Genomic DNA, 21631 nt, shown 5'->3' with positions numbered 1-21631 from the left:
ATTAACGTACCTTCAGCGTTGCCAGGCCAATCAGCACCAGCATCAGCGAAATAATCCAGAAGCGCACAATGACACGCGGTTCCGGCCAGCCCTTCAGTTCATAGTGGTGATGGATAGGCGCCATACGGAAAATACGCTGTCCGCGTAGTTTGAAGGAGCCCACCTGCAGGATGACTGACAGAGTTTCCACCACAAAAACGCCGCCCATAATCACCAGCAAAAACTCCTGACGCAACAGTACGGCAATAATGCCCAACGCGCCGCCCAACGCCAGCGATCCCACATCCCCCATAAAAACCTGCGCCGGATAGGTGTTAAACCACAAGAATCCTAATCCTGCGCCGACAATCGCTGTGCAGACAATCACCAGCTCGCCCGCATGACGTAAGTACGGAATATGCAAGTAATTGGCGAAATTCATGTTCCCGGTCGCCCAGGCTACCAGTGCAAAGCCTGCGGCAACAAAGACGGTCGGCATAATCGCCAGGCCATCGAGTCCATCGGTCAGGTTGACGGCGTTGCCGGTACCGACGATGACAAAGTAGGACAGCAGAACGTAAAACAGCCCCAATTGCGGCATAACGTCTTTAAAGAACGGAACCACCAATTGGGTCGCAGGTGTGTCTTTCCCGACGAGATAAAGCGCAAAGGCCACGCCGAGCGCAATGACCGACATCCAGAAATATTTCCAGCGCGCAATCAGCCCCTTGGTATCTTTACGCACCACTTTGCGGTAGTCATCGACAAAACCAATAATGCCGTAGCCAATGAGCACCACCAGTACGCACCAGACGTATGGGTTAGACGGATAAGCCCATAGCAGAACGGAAATGACAATCGCCGTCAGGATCATGATGCCACCCATCGTCGGCGTACCGCGTTTACTAAAGTGCGATTCCGGGCCATCGTTACGCACAACCTGGCCAAAGGAGAGTTTTTGCAGACGAGCGATCATTCGCGGGCCCATCCATAAAGAGATGAACAGCGCGGTCAGCAGGCTGACAATGGCGCGAAACGTCAGATAAGAAAAGACGTTAAAGCCGGAATAATATTTGACCAAATGCTCGGCCAGCCAAACTAACATGAAGCTTTCTCCTGTAACGCATGAACCACGTCTTCCATCGCGGCGCTGCGTGATCCTTTCACTAAAATTGTTATCATCGGGTGTTGCTGAATCAGAGCACGTAAACGCGCGATCAGAGCAGCTTTATCGGCAAAATGCTCACCGACGCCGCTGGTATGACTGATAGCCTCACTCAGTTTTCCGCTACTTAGCACTCGATCGATACCTGCCGCCTTTGCGGCTTCACCAACCTGGATGTGGCATGTTTCGCTTTCTGCGCCCAGCTCAGCCATATCGCCCGCCACCAACACGCGGTAGCCCGGCATTTCAGAGAGGACTTGCACTGCAGCGGTCATCGAACCAACGTTAGCGTTATAAGTGTCATCCAGCACCAGCTGGTTTTCACTTAACGGAATCGGGAACAGACGCCCCGGTACAGCTTTTAATGTCGCCAGCCCGGCTTTAATGGCGGTAAGCGTTGCGCCTACCGCCATTGATAAGGCCGATGCCGCCAGCGCGTTGGCAATATTGTGCCGCCCCGGCAATGGCAGCAACACATCAATGCTGCCCTGCGGCGTTTGCAGGGTAAATTCCGTACCGTGGGACGTCACGTGGATATTTGCGGCAGTAAAGTCGCTGTCTGCCGTATTCGGCGAGAAGCGCCACACCTGGCGATCGCCAATAATGCGTTGCCAGTTCAGCCAGTCGTTATTATCGGCATTCATAATCGCAATACCGTTCTCAGGCAAACCGGTATAGATTTCGCCTTTCGCTTTCGCCACGCCGGCCAACGAGCCGAAGCCTTCCAGGTGCGCCGCCGCCAGGTTATTGACCAGCGCCGCCTCCGGGCGCGTCAGGCTAACGGTCCAGGCGATTTCCCCCTGGTGATTAGCGCCCAACTCAATCACGGCATAGTCATAATCATGGTTTAAGCGCAGCAGCGTTATCGGCACGCCGATGTCGTTGTTAAAATTGCCTGCGGTATACAGAGTATTTCCGCACTGGCTAAGAATCGCGGCGGTCATCTCTTTGACCGAGGTTTTGCCGGACGAACCGGTTAACGCCACCACCCGCGCCGGTACCTGCATACGCACCCAGGCGGCCAGTTGGCCAAATGCCTGACGCGTATCTTTTACTATTACCTGCGGAAGATCGATATCCAGCGGACGGCTGACCAGCAGTGCGCCAGCGCCGTTCGCTTTTGCTTTATCGGCAAAATCATGCGCGTCGAAACGTTCCCCTTTCAGCGCCACGAACAGGCAACCCGGCGTCACTTTCCGTGTGTCGGTAATGACCGTATTGAGCGTGAGATCCGCCCCGCGGTGTTCGGCGCCAAGGACATCGGCAATTTTGCTGAGCGTTACGCTAATCATGCGATCACCCCCAGCAAACGCGCTGCGGTCACGCGGTCTGAATAATCAAGACGTTGCGTGCCAACAATCTGGTAATCCTCGTGCCCTTTACCTGCAATCAGCACGACGTCATTATCTTTTGCCTGCATAATGGCGTTAGTCACCGCCTCGGCACGGCCTTCCATTACCCTGACCTGCCCGGCGTCCAGCATTCCGGCCAGAATATCGTTGATAATGGCGCGCGGCTCCTCGGTACGCGGGTTATCGTCAGTCACCACGACGATATCCGCAAATTCTTCGGCAATGGCACCCATAAGTGGGCGCTTACCTTTATCACGATCTCCGCCGCAACCAAAGACGCACCACAATTTTCCGGCGCAGTGCAGACGCGCCGCCTGCAACGCTTTTTCCAGCGCATCAGGCGTGTGCGCGTAATCGACAACGACAGTGGCTTTGCCCGGCGCGCTAAAGACTTCCATCCGCCCGCAAACTGGCTGTAAACGCGCGGCGGTTTTCAGCAAATCCGTTAACGGATAGCCCAGCGCCAGCAGCGTCGCCAATGCCAGCAGTAAATTGCTGACGTTAAACGCGCCCATCAGGCGGCTTTCGATTTCGCCTTCCCCCCAGCTTGAAGCAAAACGAATCGTTGCCCCACTATCGTGGTAATTCACCGCCACCGTCTTCAGCCAACGACCGTGACAGTTAGGATTGATATGCCCTTCCATCGATACTGCGACCGCATCGGGTAACGACGCCAGCCAGCGGCGTCCAACCTCATCATCAGCATTGACAATCGCCTGACCGTAGCGATGGGTTGAATAAAGCATCCATTTCGCGGCTTCGTAATGCTGCATATCACCGTGATAGTCCAGATGATCGCGACTCAAATTAGTAAACACGGAGGCGGCAAATTTCAGCGCCGCCACACGATGCTGAACCAGACCATGAGAAGAGACTTCCATCGCGCCGAAGGTCGCGCCCTGCGCAACCAGACTGGCCAGCACATGCTGAACATCCACAGCGGAACCGGTCGTGTTCTCCGTCGGGATCACTTTACCCAACAGTCCGTTGCCTACCGTTCCCATCACCGCGCTGGTTTCGCCGAGCAACTGGCTCCACTGCGCCAGCAGTTGGGTGGTGGTGGTCTTGCCGTTGGTGCCGGTTACCGCCACCAGACGCATGTTTTCAGATGGCTCGTGGTAAAAGCGGCCCGCCAGCGCCGATAAACGCTCGTTGAGCTGGCTAAGGTAGACGACCGGTACGCCGTGTATTTCACGAATTTCGCCGTCGGTCGCCTCGTCTTTCGCCTCTGCAATAATGGCAGCTACGCCTTGCGCTATCGCCTGCGGGATATATCGACGCCCGTCCGCCTGATGACCCACCACTGCCACAAAGAGATCGCCCGCCGCAGCCACACGGCTGTCGAGCGTCATCTCTCGCAGTTCTCGCGCAGGTAGCCCAGCCACCCACGGAGCAAGAAGGTCGCGCAAATTACGATCTGCCACCTGTTCCCTCGCCTTGATTAATTACGAATTCATTTTTTTCGCCCGTTGCTAACGCGTCCGGTTCGATGTTCATGGTGCGCAGCACGCCGCCCATGATGGCACCAAAGACCGGCGCGGAAACGGCGCCACCGTAGTATTTACCCGCCTGCGGATCGTTGATCACAACAACCAGCGCGAAGCGCGGATGACTCGCAGGCGCGACGCCCGCGGTATAAGCAATGTATTTGTTGATGTAGCGCCCGTCCGGCCCCACTTTTTTCGCCGTACCGGTTTTAATCGCGATACGGTAGCCTTTAATTGCCGCTTTCACACCACCACCACCGGGTAGCGCCACGCTTTCCATCATGTGAACCACGGTACGCACGGTGGCTTCAGGGAAAATGCGCTCTCCAGGGACAGGAGGATCAACTTTGGTAATCGACAACGGACGATAAATGCCATAGCTGCCGATCGTTGCATAGACTCGCGCTAACTGTAATGGTGTTACCATTAGCCCGTAGCCAAAAGAGAAGGTGGCCCTCTCTATGTCAGACCACCGTTGTTTTTGAGGATATAAGCCACTGCGTTCTCCGACCAACCCCAAATTGGTCGCCTTTCCAAGCCCAAAACGTGAGTAAGTATCTACTAACGCTGAGGACGGCATCGCTAACGCCAGTTTAGATACGCCGACGTTACTCGACTTCTGCAAAACCCCGGTCAGGGTTAATTCGCTGTAGCGCGCCACGTCTTTGATTTCGTGGCCGTTAATTCGGTAAGGAACGGTATTCAACACGGTATTTTCGTTGACGATGCCACGCTGAAGCGCAGTCATCACCACCATCGGCTTAACCGTGGAACCCGGTTCAAACACGTCAGTGATGGTGCGGTTACGCATGGCGTCTTTCGGTGTGCCGGCAAGATTGTTTGGGTTATAGGAGGGGCTGTTGGCCATCGCCAGCACTTCACCGGTATTCACATCGACCAGCACCGCGCTGCCGGATTCCGCCTTGTTAAACGCTACCGCGTTATTCAGCTCGCGGTAAACCAATGCCTGCAGGCGTTCATCTATGCTCAACGCCAGGTTGTGCGCCGCCTGGCTGTCGGTAGAAGAAATGTCTTCGATCACCCGGCCATAGCGGTCTTTACGCACGATACGTTCGCCCGGCTGACCGGTCAGCCATTTATCGAAACTTTTTTCAACGCCCTCAATCCCCTGACTGTCGACGTTGGTAAAACCGATGAGGTGAGCGGTTACTTCTCCTGACGGGTAGTAGCGGCGTGATTCTTCACGCAAATGGATCCCCGGCAGTTTCAACTTTTTGATGTAGTCCGCCATATCAGGATTGACCTGGCGCGCCAGATAAATAAAACGTCCTTTCGGGTTGGCGTTGATACGGGCGGAGAGCTGATCGAGCGGAATATTGAGCGCAGTGGAAAGCGCTTTCCACCGATCGCCGACGCTGATGCCGCCTGCGTCATGCACTTCTTTTGGATCGGCCCAGATCGCCTTAACCGGTACGCTGACCGCCAGCGGACGACCGGAACGATCGGTAATCATACCGCGGGAAGTGGAGACTTCCTGAACACGCAGTGAACGCATATCGCCCTGACGCACGAGCATATCCGGGGCGATAATCTGTAGCCATGCCGCACGCCCGAGTAAAAAAACCAGCGCCAGTAAAATACAGCCGCACAGCAACGCAAAACGCCAACTGATGAAGTTGGTCTGTTCTTCCTGGCGTTTCGGTCTTTGCGTTTTTGCCGCTGCTTTCATGCGTCGCGTTTATCCTTATTTTTGCACTACGATATTTTCTTGTGATGGATCAACATGCTGCATTTGCAGCTTTTCCGTTGCAATCCGCTCTACCCGGCTATGATCGCCGAGCGCGTTTTCTTCAAGGATCAGGTTGCGCCATTCAATGTCCAATGCATCGCGCTCCAGAACCAGCTGTTCACGCTGAGCGGTGAGCAGACGAGTATGGTGCGCCGTTGTTACCACCGTCACCGCCGTTAAAATGATGCAAATGAACAAGCAGAGTGGCAGCTTCCCGAACCGCAAAAGATCGTCACCGATTACGCCAGGCAAAGCATGGCGCTCGTTGCTTCCTATCGACCCCTTAACTTTGCTTAGGGCTTCTGTCACTCTGCTGATCATGCGTTCGTCCTCTCTGCAATACGCAGAACTGAACTACGGGCCCGAGGATTTTCAGCAACCTCTTTTTCGCCCGGCATCAACTTGCCTAACGCTCTTAACTCGCGGCCACCCAGTTTACTGAGCTGCGCTTCCGTCATCGGGATCCCGGCGGGTACTTTCGGACCGCGACTTTGCTCGCGCATAAAGCGTTTCACAATGCGGTCCTCCAGCGAATGGAAGCTGATGATTGAAAGCCGACCGCCCGGGGCCAGCACGCTGAGTGAGCTTTTTAGCGCCTGCTCTATCTCCTCCAGTTCACTGTTTACCCAAATGCGCACCGCCTGGAAGGTACGGGTCGCAGGATGTTTGAATTTGTCTTTTACCGGGGTCGCCGCCGCAACCACTTCCGCCAGCTCTTTGGTACGGGTCATTGGTTGTTCGCGGTTGCGCTCAACAATGGCGCGAGCAATACGTTTGGCAAAACGTTCTTCGCCAAAGGTTTTTAACACCCAGGCGATATCCGCCTCAGCCGCCGTTTGTAACCACTCGGCGGCAGACTGCCCGCGGGTCGGGTCCATTCGCATGTCCAGCGGACCATCCCGCATAAATGAAAAGCCGCGCTCTGCATCATCGAGCTGCGGAGAAGAGACGCCAAGATCGAGAAGGATTCCGTCAATCTTACCGGTAAGCTCGCGCTCGGCCACATAATCAGCCAGCGCGGAAAAAGGCCCATGAATGATGGAGAAGCGAGGATCATTAATGGCCTGCGCAACGGCAATTGCCTGCGGATCGCGATCGATCGCCAACAAACGCCCCTCTTCACCCAGTTGCGAGAGGATCAGACGCGAGTGGCCGCCGCGACCAAATGTGCCATCAATATAGATACCATCAGGACGAATATTCAGCCCATTAACGGCTTCATCCAACAGTACCGTAGTGTGTTTAAAATTTTCCATCATCTTATAGAGACAAGTCCTGCAGCCGCTCCGACAACGTTTCAGTAGCGGACTGTTCAGCGTCGATATCTTCCCTGACCTGTTGATACCAGGTCGTTTCATCCCACAGCTCAAATTTGTTGAACTGTCCAACCAGCATCACTTCTTTCGTCAGTCCGGCATGTTGCCGCAGAACTGGCGCGATCAGTAATCGACCTGCACCATCCATCTGACATTCACTGGCATGACCCAACAGTAAACGTTGTACGCGACGTTCTATCGGGTTCATGCTCGACAGACGAGATAATTTTTGCTCAATAATTTCCCATTCAGGCAGGGGGTAAAGCAGCAGGCATGGGTGATGGATGTCAATGGTACATACCATTTGACCGGTAGCGCTCTCGATCAGTTGCTCCCGGTAACGGGTCGGCACGGTCAGGCGCCCTTTACTGTCGAGATTGACTAACGTTGCCCCCCGGAACATGCCAGTCTCCCCCCTTCTTACCACTTTATCCCACAAATTCCCACTCGAGGGAGTTTACGGAGCGGAGGAAAAGCTTGTCAAGCAAGTCACAACGCTTACCAGAGTAAAAAAACCAATGTTTATGGCTAATATCTGCGTTGACTAATTTCCATCCAGCGCACCAGGCAAATTAACGTTATGAATATTTGTAAGAAAAAAACCAAAGACCCACCACCGTTTAAAACGGACTCCATATAATCCGAGAAAAATATAAAGTGTCAGTTTGCGACGCGAGCGGCATTTTAGGACATATTGCACTGTGTTAACAGTGTCTGTTTAACGCGTCCGGCGCCTGCTGTACCAGCGCCTGCGGGACAACTGTTGCACCTGAAAGAAAAGTGGCTGTTAATTGGACGATTTCTTGCCTGCTTGTAACAAAACAAGACAAAGGAAAACAATCGTTACGTCTTAATTAGCGTAAAGCAGCCAATTTCGGACAAAAGAGAGGTAATAAAAAAGAAGTTTCGAACAACTTTAAGGAATAATCTTAATTATTCCAGGGATATTTTTGCTGATACGTTTTTTGTTTGACGGCGGCAAAAGAGAAGTCTTTTACCGCCACTCCGCTAGCTACGGCTAAGAATACCGCGACGATACAGGTTACGCCGAATACGCGTTAAGCCCGGTTTCGGTTTACGCGGCTCATCAAGGCTTGCCAGCACAATCTCCAGCACGCGTTCCGCCACATCGCGATGACGCTGCGCCACGGCCAGTACTGGGCATTGCAGAAAATCCAGCAATTCATGATCGCCGAAAGTCGCAATGGCTAAATCTGAAGGCAATTTGCCATCACGCCGCAGCGTCACGTCCATCACTCCCTGCAATAACGCGAATGATGTGGTAAAGAGCGCCTGAGGCATAGGATGCGTTTCCAGCCATTTTTCAAACAGTTGAGCGGCGGCTTCGCGTTCATAGCTGTTAGCATATAAGAAATTCACCTCACGTGGATCATCTTTCCACGCGGCGCGAAATCCCTGCTCGCGTAAAAAACTGACGGATAACTCCGGCAATGCGCCCAGATAAAGCACCGTTTCCGCCGGGAATTTACGCAGTTCTTCCGCCAACATTTCGGCATCATCCTGATCGGCGCCAACCACACTGGTGAAATGTTCACGATCAAGGGCGCGGTCAAGCGCGACGATGGGGAACGGATCATTAGCCCAGCGCTGATAAAAGGGATGTTCCGGCGGTAACGAGGTTGAAACGATAATCGCATCGACCTGACGCTGTAAAAGATGCTCAATGCAGCGCATTTCGTTATCCGGCTGATCTTCAGAACAGGCGATCAACAGTTGATAGCCACGCTGGCGCGCCTGGCGCTCAAGATAGTTTGCGATACGGGTGTAGCTCGTGTTTTCAAGATCCGGGATCACCAGACCAATAGAACGTGTGCGTCCAGCACGTAACCCGGCAGCCACAGCATTAGGATGGTAATTATGCTCACGCACCACCGCCATGACTTTTTCTACGGTTTTGTCGCTCACGCGGTATTGCTTTGCTTTACCGTTTATAACGTAGCTTGCAGTTGTGCGCGAGACACCGGCCAGCCGAGCGATTTCATCCAGTTTCACAATTGCCCCTTGTGTAAATTGTACAAACCATAACCTTTATGTCGGCATGGGTTAAAATCTTTAACATCTAAGCGCAGATTGATCACTCCGGCAACCGCTTTTATTCCGGGTTACCACGGATTTCGCAAAAAAAAGCCCAACCGGTGAGATTGGGTTGGAAGCGATAGTTCTCTGATGAACTGACATCCGTCAGTCCTGCCTGATGGCGATGCGCTTATCAGACCAGGGCAAAGTATTACTCCCCTGACAGGATAAGACGCGACCACGTCGCCATCCAGCAAATCGAATTAGCGCATAATTTTATCGCCGCGCGCAAGCCCGACAACGCCCGAGCGCGCCACTTCAACAATTTTCGCCACATCACGCAGCGTAGCCAGAAAAGCATCCAGTTTATCGCTGGTGCCCGCCAGTTGAACGGTATACAGCGTCGGCGTAACATCAATAATCTGGCCGCGGAAAATCTCCGTATTCCGCTTTACCTCTTCGCGCCCGTAACCGCTGGCCTGAATTTTTACCAGCATGATCTCCCGCTCAACGTGCGCGCCTTGCCCCAGCTCGCTAACGCGCAATACATCAACCAGCTTGTGTAGCTGCTTTTCAATTTGCTCAAGCACTTTTTCATCCCCCACCGTCTGGATAGTCATGCGCGACAGGGTCGGATCGTCCGTCGGCGCGACGGTCAGGCTTTCAATGTTATATCCGCGTTGCGAAAAGAGGCCGATAACCCGCGATAACGCCCCTGATTCATTTTCCAGTAATACCGATAATATCCGGCGCATCATCAGGTCCTCTCTGTTTTGCTTAACCACATTTCGTCCATCCCGCCGCCTCGAATTTGCATCGGATAGACATGCTCGCGGCCATCAACGGTGACATCGACAAATACCAGTCGATTATTACGTACATACTCAAGGGCTTTACTGAGCGTGCTTTCCAGCTCATCCGGATGGTTAATCTGGAGACCGACATGGCCATATGCTTCCGCCAGGCGCACAAAATCCGGCAATGACTGCATATAAGACTGAGAATGGCGACCGGAATAGAGAATATCCTGCCACTGTTTCACCATCCCCAGATAGCGGTTGTTCAGGTTCAACACCAGTACCGGCAGCTCATACTGTAATGCTGTCGACAGCTCCTGAATGTTCATCTGTATACTGCCATCACCGGTAACGCAGACCACCATTTCCTCCGGCAGGGCCATTTTGACGCCCAGCGCAGCCGGTAGCCCAAAGCCCATCGTGCCAAGCCCGCCGGAGTTAATCCAGTGTCTGGGTTTATCGAAGGGGTAATAGAGCGCGGCAAACATCTGATGTTGTCCTACGTCGGACGTCACGTATGCGTCGCCCTTCGTCAGGCGCCAGAGAGTTTCAATCACCGCCTGGGGTTTAATGCTCTCGCTTTCCACGTCATATTTCAGACACTGACGAGCACGCCAGCGCTCTATCTGCTGCCACCAGTCGCGAATATCGTCCAGCGGCTGAGTCGGCGTATCGTGTGCCAATAACTCCAGCATTTGTTCCAGCACCAGGCGGGCATCGCCTACCACCGGGATATCGGCGTTAACTGTTTTAGAAATAGAAGTAGGATCAATATCAATGTGTAATACCGTCGCATCTGGACAATATTTCGCGAGATTATTCGTTGTCCGGTCGTCAAATCGCACGCCGACAGCGAAAATCACATCGGCATTATGCATCGTCATATTGGCTTCATAAGTGCCATGCATTCCCAGCATTCCTAACGACTGGCGATGCGTGGCCGGAAACGCGCCCAGTCCCATTAATGAAGAGACCACCGGCAGGTTAAAGGCGTCTATTATTTGGTACAGTGGTTCATAGCAGGCCGCGCTTATCGCTCCACCTCCCACATAGACCACCGGTTTTTTCGCCGAGGCCAGAGTGTGCAACGCACGTTTAATTTGCCCTTTGTGTCCTGATGTTGTGGGGTTATAAGAGCGCATACTGACCGTTTCCGGCCAGACATATGGCATTTTTTTCGCCGGATTCAAAATATCTTTCGGCAGATCCACCACCACCGGGCCGGGACGCCCACTTGCGGCCAGCCAGAAGGCTTTTTTAAGTACCTGAGGAATATCTTCTGTCTGTTTGACCAGAAAACTATGCTTGACCACCGGGCGGGAAATTCCCACCATGTCGCACTCCTGAAAGGCATCGTAGCCAATCAATGAGGTAGCGACCTGGCCAGAAAGAATTACCAGAGGAATGGAATCCATATAGGCCGTGGCAATCCCGGTAATCGCGTTGGTCGCCCCTGGCCCGGAAGTCACCAGCACCACGCCAACGTCGCCCGTGGCTCGTGCCAGACCGTCCGCCATATGTACCGCGGCCTGCTCGTGGCGAACCAATACATGATCGATTCCTCCGACGGTATGCAGGGCATCATAAATATCAAGCACAGCGCCCCCAGGGTAGCCGAACACCTGCTTTACGCCTTGATCGATAAGCGAGCGAACGACCATCTCGGCTCCAGACAACATCTCCACGGCTTGCCTCCACTTTATACCTGCCATCACGGTTTGACGGACACCTTAACCGCTCGCTATTGCACCTGGCAATTGGGGGGAATGACGTAAAGGATGAGAAGATTAGGATAATAAGGAAGCAAGAAGAGAAGAAATGGAGAAATGTTCCACCTGAATCGCACAGGGTGATAAATAATCGCTTATAAATGCCAACTAACAGCAATTCATCTATTTTTCGCAGAAATGGAAAACATCGCCAATCGTTAATTCAGCATAAAATTTCCTATACACGGCAAAAAGCAGAATAAACCAGAAATCATTCCCGATTTATTCTGCCTGCTTTTATCGCTTACACACAGAGACTAATAACTCTTCCATCCATTGATGCCCTTTGTCGCGCCCAGCCGCTTCGTGCCAGGAGAGGTAGCATGTCCGGCTATTCAGTTTTAAAGGTAACGGCAGGATTTGCAGATCCAGCGACTCTGCAAACTCTTCCGCTAACCAGCGTGGGGCAATAGCGACCAAATGCGTCTGCGAAACTACATTCAGGACGCTGATAAGCGCCATACCCTGATACGCTACACACGACTGTTTATCCGACGTGTCATACCACGGCTGGCTAAATGAGGCATAACGCTCAAGAGAAACCACGGCATGTTGCTCATTATAAACTTCACTTTCCAGCAGTGGGCCACTAATACGCGGATGTTTCCGACTGGCGACTAAAACCATTTCATCTTTAAATAGCGGTACACTGCTAAATTCAGGACGGCGGAATTCTTCATAACTAATAACGAACTCGGTTTCCTGGTAGCGCAGTTGATGTTCAGTATTCTGATTCAATGAAGCTTTAAAAACGACATGAATATTCGGCGCAATTTGTTCTACGCGATTATAAATCAGTGATGTAAGAATATTATCCAGCGGGCTGCACACGCAAAGATTGAATACACGTTCACTGCTGGTCGGCTCAAACCCTGAACCTGGTAATTCATTTTGTACCAATTGCAGCGCCTGACGGACTGAACCAAATAACTGAAATGCACGGGCCGTCGGCTGAATTCCTCGTCCATACCGAACAAAAAGCTCGTCATTAAACATAACCTTCAGGCGTGCTACGGCGTTACTGACCGCAGGCTGCGACATTCCCAGAGTATGGGCGGCGCGCGTAATATTCTGCTCTTGCATCACCGCATCGAACACAGTTAACAGGTTCAAATCAACCATGCGAAGCTGCGGTTTTCCCATCTCTAAAAGAGGCGGATTTTCGGTTTTGACCTCTGGCATATTTAACTCCACTGTCACGCTTAACTCCCTTTTTCTGGCTGAAAGCAGAAATAATTCCTGAAAATATGATTTACCATGCATATAAAATAAGAAAAAGGGATAGCGTTAAAATTCGGAAAACATAAAGACGCTGACAGTGATAAATAAAATGCCAGCGCAAGCATAATGTGTCCTGAGTCACATCACCGCGATTCATAATGTTTAAATGACGGAAGCAATATAAACATAACCATGACGAATATACAATCATACACCAAGTGAATGATAGTTTAAGTTTCAATTAAATGTTTATATTATTAATACCTGAAAAGTTAACATTAATTTATCAATAACCTTACCCTTATCCATTATATGAGAAGGGGTATTTGTTAAAAAATAAAATAAATCAAAAAGATAAACCTGACCTTTAGCATACCTTTCGCAGGCCACGCGCCTCATCAATTTGCAAACAAAAATGCCTAAATATTTCAAACAATGAAAAGTATGAATATCCACCCATTGTTTTATCCTTTATAGGACGTACAGACCAGCACAATTAGCTAAAGTACGAAGCCGGATATCGCCAACAAAATGCAATACCGGCAGAAATCAGAGTTGACATCAAACGGCATATCCAGTACCACTAAAAGCATATCGTATTCGCTGGAGTTGAATTAATGTCGTATATCGTTCGTTTCACCGGGCTACTACTACTAAACGCATTTACTGTGCGCGGTAGAGCGGTGGGCGACATTCAGCATTAAGTCAGCTCGACGTCAAACAAAAACCCGCGCCGTTGCGCGGGTTTTTTTATGCCCGACGCAAGACGCTTCAGAAGACAAGGACCAGACCATGAGCCAGCAAGTCATTATTTTTGATACGACCTTACGCGACGGCGAACAAGCATTACAGGCCAGTCTGAGCGTGAAAGAGAAGTTGCAGATTGCCCTGGCCCTTGAGCGTATGGGCGTTGATGTCATGGAGGTGGGCTTCCCGGTTTCCTCTCCGGGTGATTTTGAGTCTGTACAAACCATCGCGCGAACGATCAAAAACAGTCGCGTTTGCGCCTTAGCGCGCTGCGTAGAAAAAGACATCGACGTCGCGGCGGCGTCGTTGAAAGTCGCCGGAGCGTTTCGTATTCATACTTTTATCGCCACCTCGCCTATGCATATCGCCACGAAGCTGCGCAGTACGCTGGATGAGGTCATAGAGCGCGCAGTATATATGGTTAAGCGTGCGCGTAATTACACTGATGACGTGGAATTCTCCTGCGAGGACGCTGGCCGGACGCCTGTCGACGATTTAGCGCGAGTGGTGGAAGCCGCCATTAACGCCGGGGCGAGAACGATCAATATTCCCGATACTGTGGGCTACACCATGCCATTTGAATTTGCGGGAATCATTTCTGGTCTGTATGAACGTGTTCCTAATATCGACAAAGCCATTATCTCCGTTCACACCCACGACGATTTAGGATTAGCAGTAGGCAACTCGCTGGCGGCAGTTCATGCGGGCGCGCGTCAGGTTGAAGGCGCGATGAACGGTATCGGCGAACGCGCTGGTAACTGCGCGCTGGAAGAAGTGATCATGGCGATAAAAGTACGTAAAGACATTATGAACGTCCACACCAACATCAATCACAACGAAATATGGCGTACCAGCCAGACCGTCAGCCAAATCTGCAACATGCCGATTCCGGCCAACAAAGCGATTGTCGGCAGCGGCGCTTTCGCCCACTCTTCCGGCATCCACCAGGACGGCGTTCTCAAGAACCGTGAAAATTACGAAATCATGACTCCGGAGTCCATCGGTCTGAACCAGGTACAGCTGAATTTGACCTCTCGTTCCGGACGCGCCGCGGTTAAACACCGTATGGAGGAGATGGGATATCAGGAAAGCGACTATAACCTGGATCACCTGTACGACGCGTTCCTGAAGCTGGCGGATAAAAAAGGCCAGGTCTTCGATTATGACCTGGAAGCGCTGGCGTTCATTAATAAACAGCAGGAAGAACCAGAGCATTTCCGCCTGGACTACTTCAGCGTGCAATCGGGCTCCAGTGATATCGCTACCGCCTCCGTGAAGCTGGCCTGCGGCGAAGAGGTAAAAGCTGAAGCAGCGAACGGTAACGGTCCGGTTGACGCGGTCTATCAGGCAATTAACCGCATCACCAACTACGACATTGAGCTGGTCAAATACGACCTGAACGCCAAAGGCCAGGGCAAAGACGCGCTGGGCCAGGTGGATATCGTCGTGAATCATAATGGCCGACGCTTCCACGGCGTTGGTCTGGCGACCGATATCGTCGAATCCTCCGCGAAAGCGATGGTGCATGTGCTGAACAATATCTGGCGCGCCGCCGAAGTTGAAAAAGAATTGCAACGCAAAGCTCACGATAAAGAGAACAACAAGGAAACCGTGTAATGTCGAAGAACCATCATATTGCCGTATTGCCGGGCGACGGCATCGGCCCGGAAGTCATGGCACAAGCTCTGAAAGTTTTGGATGCGGTACGCAGCCGCTTTGATATGCGTATTACCACCAGCCGCTATGATGTCGGCGGTATTGCTATCGACAATCATGGCCATCCACTGCCAAAAGCCACTGTTGAAGGGTGCGAACATGCGGATGCCGTTCTGTTTGGCTCCGTTGGCGGCCCGAAATGGGAAAATTTACCCCCGGATAGCCAGCCAGAGCGCGGCGCCCTGCTGCCGCTGCGTAAACATTTCAAATTATTCAGTAACCTTCGCCCGGCGAAACTGTATCAGGGGCTGGAAGCGTTTTGCCCGCTGCGTGCCGATATCGCCGCTAACGGTTTCGATATTCTGTGCGTCCGTGAGCTGACTGGCGGGATCTATTTCGGCCAGCCAAAGGGACGGGAAGGCAGCGGTCAGTACGAAAAAGCCTTTGATACCGAAGTTTATCACCGCTTTGAAATCGAACGCATTGCCCGTATCGCCTTTGAATCAGCACGCAAACGCCGCCGTAAAGTGACGTCTATTGATAAAGCCAACGTACTGCAAAGCTCTATCCTGTGGCGTGATGTCGTCAATGACGTCGCGAAAGCGTATCCCGACGTGGAACTGGCGCACATGTACATTGACAACGCCACCATGCAGTTAATCAAAGATCCGTCGCAGTTTGATGTGCTGCTGTGCTCTAACCTGTTCGGCGACATTCTGTCTGACGAATGCGCCATGATTACAGGCTCAATGGGGATGCTGCCATCTGCCAGCCTGAACGAGCAAGGGTTTGGTCTGTATGAACCGGCTGGCGGTTCCGCACCGGATATCGCCGGGAAAAATGTCGCTAATCCAATAGCCCAGATCCTGTCGCTGGCTCTGCTGCTTCGCTACAGCCTGGACGCCGATGACGCGGCAACCGCCATTGAGCGTGCGATTAACCGCGCATTAGAAGAAGGCATCCGCACTGGCGATTTGGCCCGTAGCGCTGCCGCTGTCAGTACCGATGAAATGGGCGACATCATTGCCCGTTATGTCGCAGAAGGGGTGTAATTATGGCTAAAACGTTATACGAAAAATTATTTGACGCGCATGTCGTTTATGAAGCACAAAACGAAACCCCGCTGTTATATATCGACAGACATCTGGTGCACGAAGTGACTTCTCCACAGGCATTTGACGGTCTGCGTGCGCACAACCGTCCGGTTCGTCAGCCGGGTAAAACCTTTGCGACAATGGATCATAACGTCTCCACGCAAACGAAAGACATTAACGCCTCCGGCGAGATGGCGCGCATTCAAATGCAGGAACTGATTAAAAACTGCAACGAGTTTGGCGTGGAGTTGTACGATCTGAACCACCCGTATCAGGGCATCGTCCACGTGATGGGACCAGAGCAAGGCGTTACCTTACCGGGCATGACCATTGTTTGCGGCGACTCTCATACCGCTACCCACGGCGCCTTTGGCGCGTTGGCGTTCGGCATCGGCACCTCTGAAGTGGAACATGTGCTGGCAACGCAAACCCTGAAGCAGGGTCGCGCTAAAACCATGAAGATTGACGTAACCGGCACCGTCGCGCCAGGCATCACCGCCAAAGATATTGTGCTGGCGATTATCGGCAAAACCGGCAGTGCCGGCGGTACCGGCCATGTGGTGGAGTTCTGCGGCGAAGCGATCCGCGCGCTGAGTATGGAAGGCCGGATGACATTGTGCAACATGGCCATTGAGATGGGCGCCAAAGCCGGTCTGGTCGCGCCGGATGAAACCACCTTCAACTACGTTAAAGACCGTTTGCACGCGCCGAAAGGCAAAGATTTTGACGACGCCGTAGCGTACTGGAAAACCCTGAAAACCGACGACGGCGCCACGTTTGATACCGTTGTCACCCTGCGGGCGGAAGAGATTGCGCCGCAGGTCACCTGGGGCACCAATCCGGGTCAGGTGATTTCCGTCTCCGAAATTATCCCCGATCCCGCCTCCTTTAGCGATCCGGTTGAGCGCGCCAGCGCCGAAAAAGCGCTGGCCTATATGGGATTACAGCCGGGCGTGCCGTTAACGGACGTCGCGATCGATAAAGTCTTTATCGGCTCCTGCACCAATTCACGCATTGAAGATTTGCGCGCGGCAGCGGAAATCGCCAAAGGCCGTAAAGTGGCCCCTGGCGTACAGGCGCTGGTGGTTCCCGGCTCCGGCCCGGTGAAAGCACAGGCAGAGGCGGAAGGTCTGGATAAAATCTTCATTGAAGCGGGTTTTGAGTGGCGTCTGCCGGGCTGCTCGATGTGTCTGGCGATGAATAACGATCGCCTGAACCCGGGCGAGCGCTGCGCGTCGACCAGTAACCGTAATTTTGAAGGCCGCCAGGGCCGGGGCGGCCGCACCCACCTGGTGAGCCCGGCAATGGCCGCTGCCGCTGCCGTCACCGGTCGTTTTGCCGATATTCGCAGTATCAAATAAGGAGAGCAATCATGGCAGAGAAATTGATCCAACATACAGGCCTGGTTGTCCCTCTGGATGCCGCCAACGTCGATACTGACGCCATTATCCCCAAGCAGTTTTTGCAGAAGGTAACCCGCACCGGTTTTGGCGCACATCTGTTTAATGACTGGCGTTTCCTGGACGAACAGGGCCAGCAGCCTAATCCGGCCTTCGTCCTGAACTTCCCGGAATATCAAGGCGCGTCGATTCTGCTGGCGCGAGAAAACTTTGGCTGCGGCTCTTCACGCGAACATGCCCCGTGGGCGCTAACCGACTACGGCTTTAAAGTGGTCATTGCACCGAGCTTTGCGGATATTTTCTACGGTAATAGTTTTAACAACCAGCTGTTGCCGGTAAAGTTAAGCGAGGAAGAGGTGGATGAGCTGTTTACTCTGGTGCAAACCAATCCTGGGATTCACTTCGAGGTGGATTTAGAAGCGCAGGAGGTCAAAGCCGGCGATAAACGCTATCCCTTTGAGATCGACGCCTTTCGTCGCCACTGTATGATGAACGGCCTGGACAGCATCGGACTGACGCTGCAGCACGAAGAGGCGATTGCCGCCTACGAAGATCAACAACCGGCGTTTATGCAGTAATCTCTGACGCCGGATGGCGCTTCGCTTATCCGGCCTACGGAAATATTCGTAGGCCGGATAAAACATGCCAGCATTACCATCCGGCACCGGATCAAACGTCTTTCACCCGCCCGGTCATGGCCAGCGTGACCACAGAAATCGCCGCAATCACCCAGTAGACGGCAAAATGGCCGAAGTTTTGCGCCACAGCCCCCTGAATCACGCCCGCCAGAATAACCCCCGTTGAAATGCTATTAGTAAAAAGCGTCGTGGCGGCCCCTGCCCTGCCTGGCATCAAATCCTGAAACCACAGCATTCCGATCCCGGCAACAATCCCAATAAAGACCGCATTAAAAAGTTGCAGCGACAGTAGCGCCGTCCGGCTGTGGAAAAAGATCAGGCCAACATAAAATAGTACGCCCGCCGCCACAGCGGTAATCATCATCCGCCGCTTGCCAAACCGCTTCACATAAAAACCAGCCAGAATCATTGCCGGTATCTCCAGCCCAGCCGCCGTGCCCATCAATACGCCGGCCAGTTTATCCGACAGGCCCAACTCAGCGCTTATCCATAGCGGCATATCAATGATGTACATGGTATTGCAGGTCCACATCAACGTGGAGGCGATAAATAACATTCGCACATTTTTATCCTGCCAACCGCTTACCTGTGCGAGCGGCGCATCCACAGGCTGTTTGACGCGCGCCACCGAAGGCAGCATCAGGGCAATCAATACCAGGCTGACGGCAAAGATAACGGCGGCAATGGAGAACATAGCGGTGAACCCGTAATTCAGCGCCAGCATAAAGGCCAGCGGTGGACCGATCACCCACGCCAGAGAAAGCTGAGCGCGCATCACTGAACTAAACATCACCACTTCGCGCGCCGAACTATCGGCATATTCCCGCGCCAGCGCAAACAGTTGCGGCATGGCGGTATTGGCCAACGACGCCAGCAGTACGCCGCAGGTAATTAACGTTAAGTAGTGACGATTAAAAGCAAACAATAACGCATTGCCGATCGCCATCAGACAGCAAAACATAATCAGCTTCCGGCGATCGCCCCGGCTGTCTGAGCGTTTCGCCAGCGCAAGACTGACTCCAATCCCGGCAATAGCATTGACGGTATAAAATAGCCCAACCCAAAACGGCTGCGCGCCGACCTCGCGACTGAGAAACAGGCTTAACGTCGGTGCCTGAAGCGCGCCGGCAACACCCATCATAAAAGCGACCAGCATAAATGCCGCATAAATTCCGTTGAGACGCCGTCCCATCGTCATAATCCAGAGCATAGAGAGTCCTTTAAGTGCAGCCGAAACAAAAAAAGCCAGCAGGTATTATCTGCTGGCGGGTGATTTTAGGCTATAGCCCACACCAATACTCAGTCACACATGATGTCTGCAATTGGTTTCAATCGGCCGCCTCCCACTGCATCAGTTCTTCGAGCATTTTTAAGCGCTGCTGCGCGCTCAGGCAAGCCAGCCAGGACACATTTTCCGTCGCGGCAAAATACCTCAACCAGAACTGACGCATAGCGACCTCTTCCTCTTGCTTCATCGAACGCTATTATTGGCTTAATATAGGGATAATAAAATTGCTGAGTTTTCCGTCGGAGTTCCCCTTTTATGCCCTCAGGTCGCCTGCAACAACAATTTATCCGTCTCTGGCAATGTTGTGACGGTAAAACGCAAGACACCACGCTTAATGAGCTGGCGGATCTGCTGAACTGTTCGCGCCGCCATATGCGTACGCTGCTTAATACCATGCAGGCGCGCGGCTGGTTAACGTGGGAAGCCGAGGTTGGACGCGGCAAGCGTTCACGCCTGACGTTCCTGTATACCGGACTGGCGCTGCAGCAGCAGCGAGCGGAAGATCTACTGGAACAGGATCGCATCGATCAGCTGGTACAACTTGTCGGTGATAAAAGCGCCGTCAGGCAGATGCTCATTTCTCATCTGGGACGCAGTTTCCGCCAGGGGCGGCATATTCTACGGGTTCTTTACTATCGTCCGATGCACAATCTTCTGCCGGGAACCGCATTACGTCGCTCGGAAACTCATATTGCCCGGCAAATTTTCAGTTCGCTCACGCGGGTAAATGAGGAAAACGGGGAACTGGAAGCGGACATTGCGCACCACTGGCAGCAAATTTCCTCTTTACTGTGGCGCTTCTACCTGCGCCCCGGCATTCATTTTCATCATGGCCGCGAGCTGGAGATGGAAGATGTCATCACCTCGCTGACGCGTATCAATACGCTTCCGCTTTACTCGCACATCACAAAGATAGACTCCCCTACCGCGTGGACGCTGGATATTCATCTTTCCCAGCCGGATCGCTGGTTGCCGTGGCTGCTGGGCCAGGTCCCGGCGATGATTTTGCCGCGGGAGTGGGAAACGCTGACGCATTTCGCCAGCCACCCTATCGGCACCGGGCCTTATGCCGTGCGGCGTAATACGCCAAACCAGCTCAAGATACTCGCCTTCGATGACTACTTCGGCTATCGGGCGTTGATAGACGAAGTGAACGTCTGGGTACTGCCGGATATCAGTGAAGAACCGGCCTGCGGCTTGATGCTGGAAGGGCCGATACAAGGCGGCGAAAAAGCGATAGAAAGCCGACTGGAAGAAGGTTGCTATTATCTGCTATTCGATGCCCGTACGCCGCGCGGCGCGCATCCACAGATCCGGGAGTGGGTGAGCCACGTACTCTCCCCCACCCATTTACTCTATCACGCAGACATACCGCTACAGCAGCTTTGGTTCCCTGCCTATGGGCTTCTACCACGCTGGCATCATGCCCGTCCTGGGCGCAGAGAAAAACCTGCCGGTCTGGAAACCCTCACGTTGACGTTCTACCGTGATCATATTGAGCATCGGGTTATCGCCGGTATCATGACCAGGCTTCTGGCTGAGCATCAGGTGCATTTGCATATTCAGGAGATCGATTACGATCAATGGCACGCCGGCGAGATCGAAAGCGATATCTGGCTCAACAGCGCTAACTTTACCCTGCCGCTGGATTTCTCGCTGTTCGCGCATCTGTGCGAAGTTCCACTCTTACAAAACTGCATTCCGCGCGACTGGCAGGGCGACGCCACGCAGTGGCGCGCTGGCGAGATGAATCTGGCGAACTGGTGCCAGCAACTGTTGGCTAACAACGCTATTGTGCCGCTGATCCACCACTGGCTAATTATTCAGGGACAACGCAGTATGCGCGGATTGCGCATGAACACCCTCGGCTGGTTCGATTTTAAATCGGCCTGGTTTGCGCCGCCGGACCCGTGATTGCCGCCCGGCAACAAAATC

The 21631-nt window shown here is 52.9% G+C and carries 19 protein-coding genes; 6 read left to right on the top strand and 13 right to left on the bottom strand.

Translation table 11 applies throughout. The features are described from left to right. Nucleotide 1: 1 nt before the first annotated feature. The 11 genes from mraY to leuO form a co-directional block, all read right to left on the bottom strand. Nucleotides 2-1084 carry a phospho-N-acetylmuramoyl-pentapeptide-transferase gene (gene mraY, locus SBG_RS00570; protein ID WP_000964139.1) on the bottom strand — a complete coding sequence of 361 codons (1083 nt, stop codon included), beginning with the start codon at nucleotides 1082-1084 and terminating at the stop codon, nucleotides 2-4. Then, nucleotides 1078-2436, bottom strand: coding sequence for a UDP-N-acetylmuramoyl-tripeptide--D-alanyl-D-alanine ligase (gene murF, locus SBG_RS00565; RefSeq protein ID WP_000626647.1), 1359 nt, complete (start codon nucleotides 2434-2436; stop codon nucleotides 1078-1080). Before murF ends, mraY begins: the two co-directional genes overlap by 7 nt. Beyond that, a complete protein-coding gene (gene murE / locus SBG_RS00560) occupies nucleotides 2433-3920 on the bottom strand; it encodes a UDP-N-acetylmuramoyl-L-alanyl-D-glutamate--2,6-diaminopimelate ligase (protein WP_000775078.1) in 1488 nt (495 codons plus the stop codon). The genes murF and murE overlap by 4 nt, the downstream gene beginning before the upstream one ends. Further along, nucleotides 3907-5673: a peptidoglycan glycosyltransferase FtsI gene (gene ftsI / locus SBG_RS00555; protein ID WP_000642239.1), complete on the bottom strand. Its 1767-nt coding sequence runs from the start codon at nucleotides 5671-5673 to the stop codon at nucleotides 3907-3909. Before ftsI ends, murE begins: the two co-directional genes overlap by 14 nt. A gap of 15 nt (nucleotides 5674-5688) precedes the next feature. Then, complete coding sequence (ftsL, locus tag SBG_RS00550) at nucleotides 5689-6054, bottom strand: cell division protein FtsL (protein ID WP_000625651.1); 366 nt, start codon at nucleotides 6052-6054, stop codon at nucleotides 5689-5691. Then, nucleotides 6051-6992, bottom strand: coding sequence for a 16S rRNA (cytosine(1402)-N(4))-methyltransferase RsmH (gene rsmH / locus SBG_RS00545; RefSeq protein WP_000970431.1), 942 nt, complete (start codon nucleotides 6990-6992; stop codon nucleotides 6051-6053). The genes ftsL and rsmH overlap by 4 nt, the downstream gene beginning before the upstream one ends. Before the next feature lies 1 nt (nucleotide 6993). Continuing rightward, nucleotides 6994-7452, bottom strand: coding sequence for a division/cell wall cluster transcriptional repressor MraZ (gene mraZ / locus SBG_RS00540; RefSeq protein ID WP_000488292.1), 459 nt, complete (start codon nucleotides 7450-7452; stop codon nucleotides 6994-6996). Between the two features lie 605 nt (nucleotides 7453-8057). Beyond that, nucleotides 8058-9062, bottom strand: a complete 1005-nt coding sequence (gene cra / locus SBG_RS00535) for a catabolite repressor/activator (protein ID WP_000762396.1) — start codon at nucleotides 9060-9062, stop codon at nucleotides 8058-8060. 287 nt (nucleotides 9063-9349) lie between these two features. Further along, entirely contained in the window at nucleotides 9350-9841 is a 492-nt protein-coding gene (ilvN, locus tag SBG_RS00530; protein ID WP_020842643.1) for an acetolactate synthase small subunit, read from the bottom strand. 2 nt (nucleotides 9842-9843) lie between these two features. After that, nucleotides 9844-11568, bottom strand: coding sequence for an acetolactate synthase 3 large subunit (ilvI, locus tag SBG_RS00525; protein WP_000425618.1), 1725 nt, complete (start codon nucleotides 11566-11568; stop codon nucleotides 9844-9846). A gap of 321 nt (nucleotides 11569-11889) precedes the next feature. Beyond that, nucleotides 11890-12834 carry a transcriptional regulator LeuO gene (gene leuO, locus SBG_RS00520; protein WP_001115430.1) on the bottom strand — a complete coding sequence of 315 codons (945 nt, stop codon included), beginning with the start codon at nucleotides 12832-12834 and terminating at the stop codon, nucleotides 11890-11892. Between the two features lie 656 nt (nucleotides 12835-13490). Between leuO and leuL the strand changes: the two genes are divergently transcribed. From leuL to leuD, 5 genes are all read left to right on the top strand, one after another. Beyond that, nucleotides 13491-13577 (top strand): leu operon leader peptide, encoded by an 87-nt coding sequence (gene leuL / locus SBG_RS00515; RefSeq protein ID WP_013991354.1) that lies wholly within the window; start codon nucleotides 13491-13493, stop codon nucleotides 13575-13577. Nucleotides 13578-13665: 88 nt separating this feature from the next. After that, nucleotides 13666-15237 (top strand): 2-isopropylmalate synthase, encoded by a 1572-nt coding sequence (gene leuA, locus SBG_RS00510; RefSeq protein WP_000082868.1) that lies wholly within the window; start codon nucleotides 13666-13668, stop codon nucleotides 15235-15237. Beyond that, the gene (leuB, locus tag SBG_RS00505; protein ID WP_000041784.1) at nucleotides 15237-16328 is read left to right on the top strand and encodes a 3-isopropylmalate dehydrogenase; all 1092 of its coding nucleotides are present in this window, start codon (nucleotides 15237-15239) and stop codon (nucleotides 16326-16328) included. The genes leuA and leuB overlap by 1 nt, the downstream gene beginning before the upstream one ends. A 2-nt stretch (nucleotides 16329-16330) precedes the next feature. Continuing rightward, entirely contained in the window at nucleotides 16331-17731 is a 1401-nt protein-coding gene (leuC, locus tag SBG_RS00500) for a 3-isopropylmalate dehydratase large subunit (RefSeq protein WP_001140683.1), read from the top strand. An 11-nt stretch (nucleotides 17732-17742) separates the two neighbouring features. Further along, entirely contained in the window at nucleotides 17743-18348 is a 606-nt protein-coding gene (leuD, locus tag SBG_RS00495; protein ID WP_000818518.1) for a 3-isopropylmalate dehydratase small subunit, read from the top strand. Between the two features lie 91 nt (nucleotides 18349-18439). Here leuD and SBG_RS00490 read toward each other — a convergent pair whose 3' ends face one another. Next, nucleotides 18440-19618, bottom strand: coding sequence for a sugar efflux transporter (locus SBG_RS00490; RefSeq protein WP_000964397.1), 1179 nt, complete (start codon nucleotides 19616-19618; stop codon nucleotides 18440-18442). A 118-nt stretch (nucleotides 19619-19736) separates the two neighbouring features. Next, a complete protein-coding gene (gene sgrT / locus SBG_RS00485) occupies nucleotides 19737-19859 on the bottom strand; it encodes a glucose uptake inhibitor SgrT (protein ID WP_001248757.1) in 123 nt (40 codons plus the stop codon). 92 nt (nucleotides 19860-19951) lie between these two features. On the opposite strand from sgrT, the gene sgrR reads away from it, so the two are divergent. Continuing rightward, entirely contained in the window at nucleotides 19952-21610 is a 1659-nt protein-coding gene (sgrR, locus tag SBG_RS00480; RefSeq protein WP_001139051.1) for an HTH-type transcriptional regulator SgrR, read from the top strand. Nucleotides 21611-21631 lie beyond the last annotated feature (21 nt).

It is taken from the genome of Salmonella bongori NCTC 12419 (genome assembly GCF_000252995.1).
Lineage (GTDB): Bacteria > Pseudomonadota > Gammaproteobacteria > Enterobacterales > Enterobacteriaceae > Salmonella > Salmonella bongori.
Note: the sequence above shows the minus strand (reverse complement) of the source record. Positions and strands in the feature narration are given on the sequence as shown.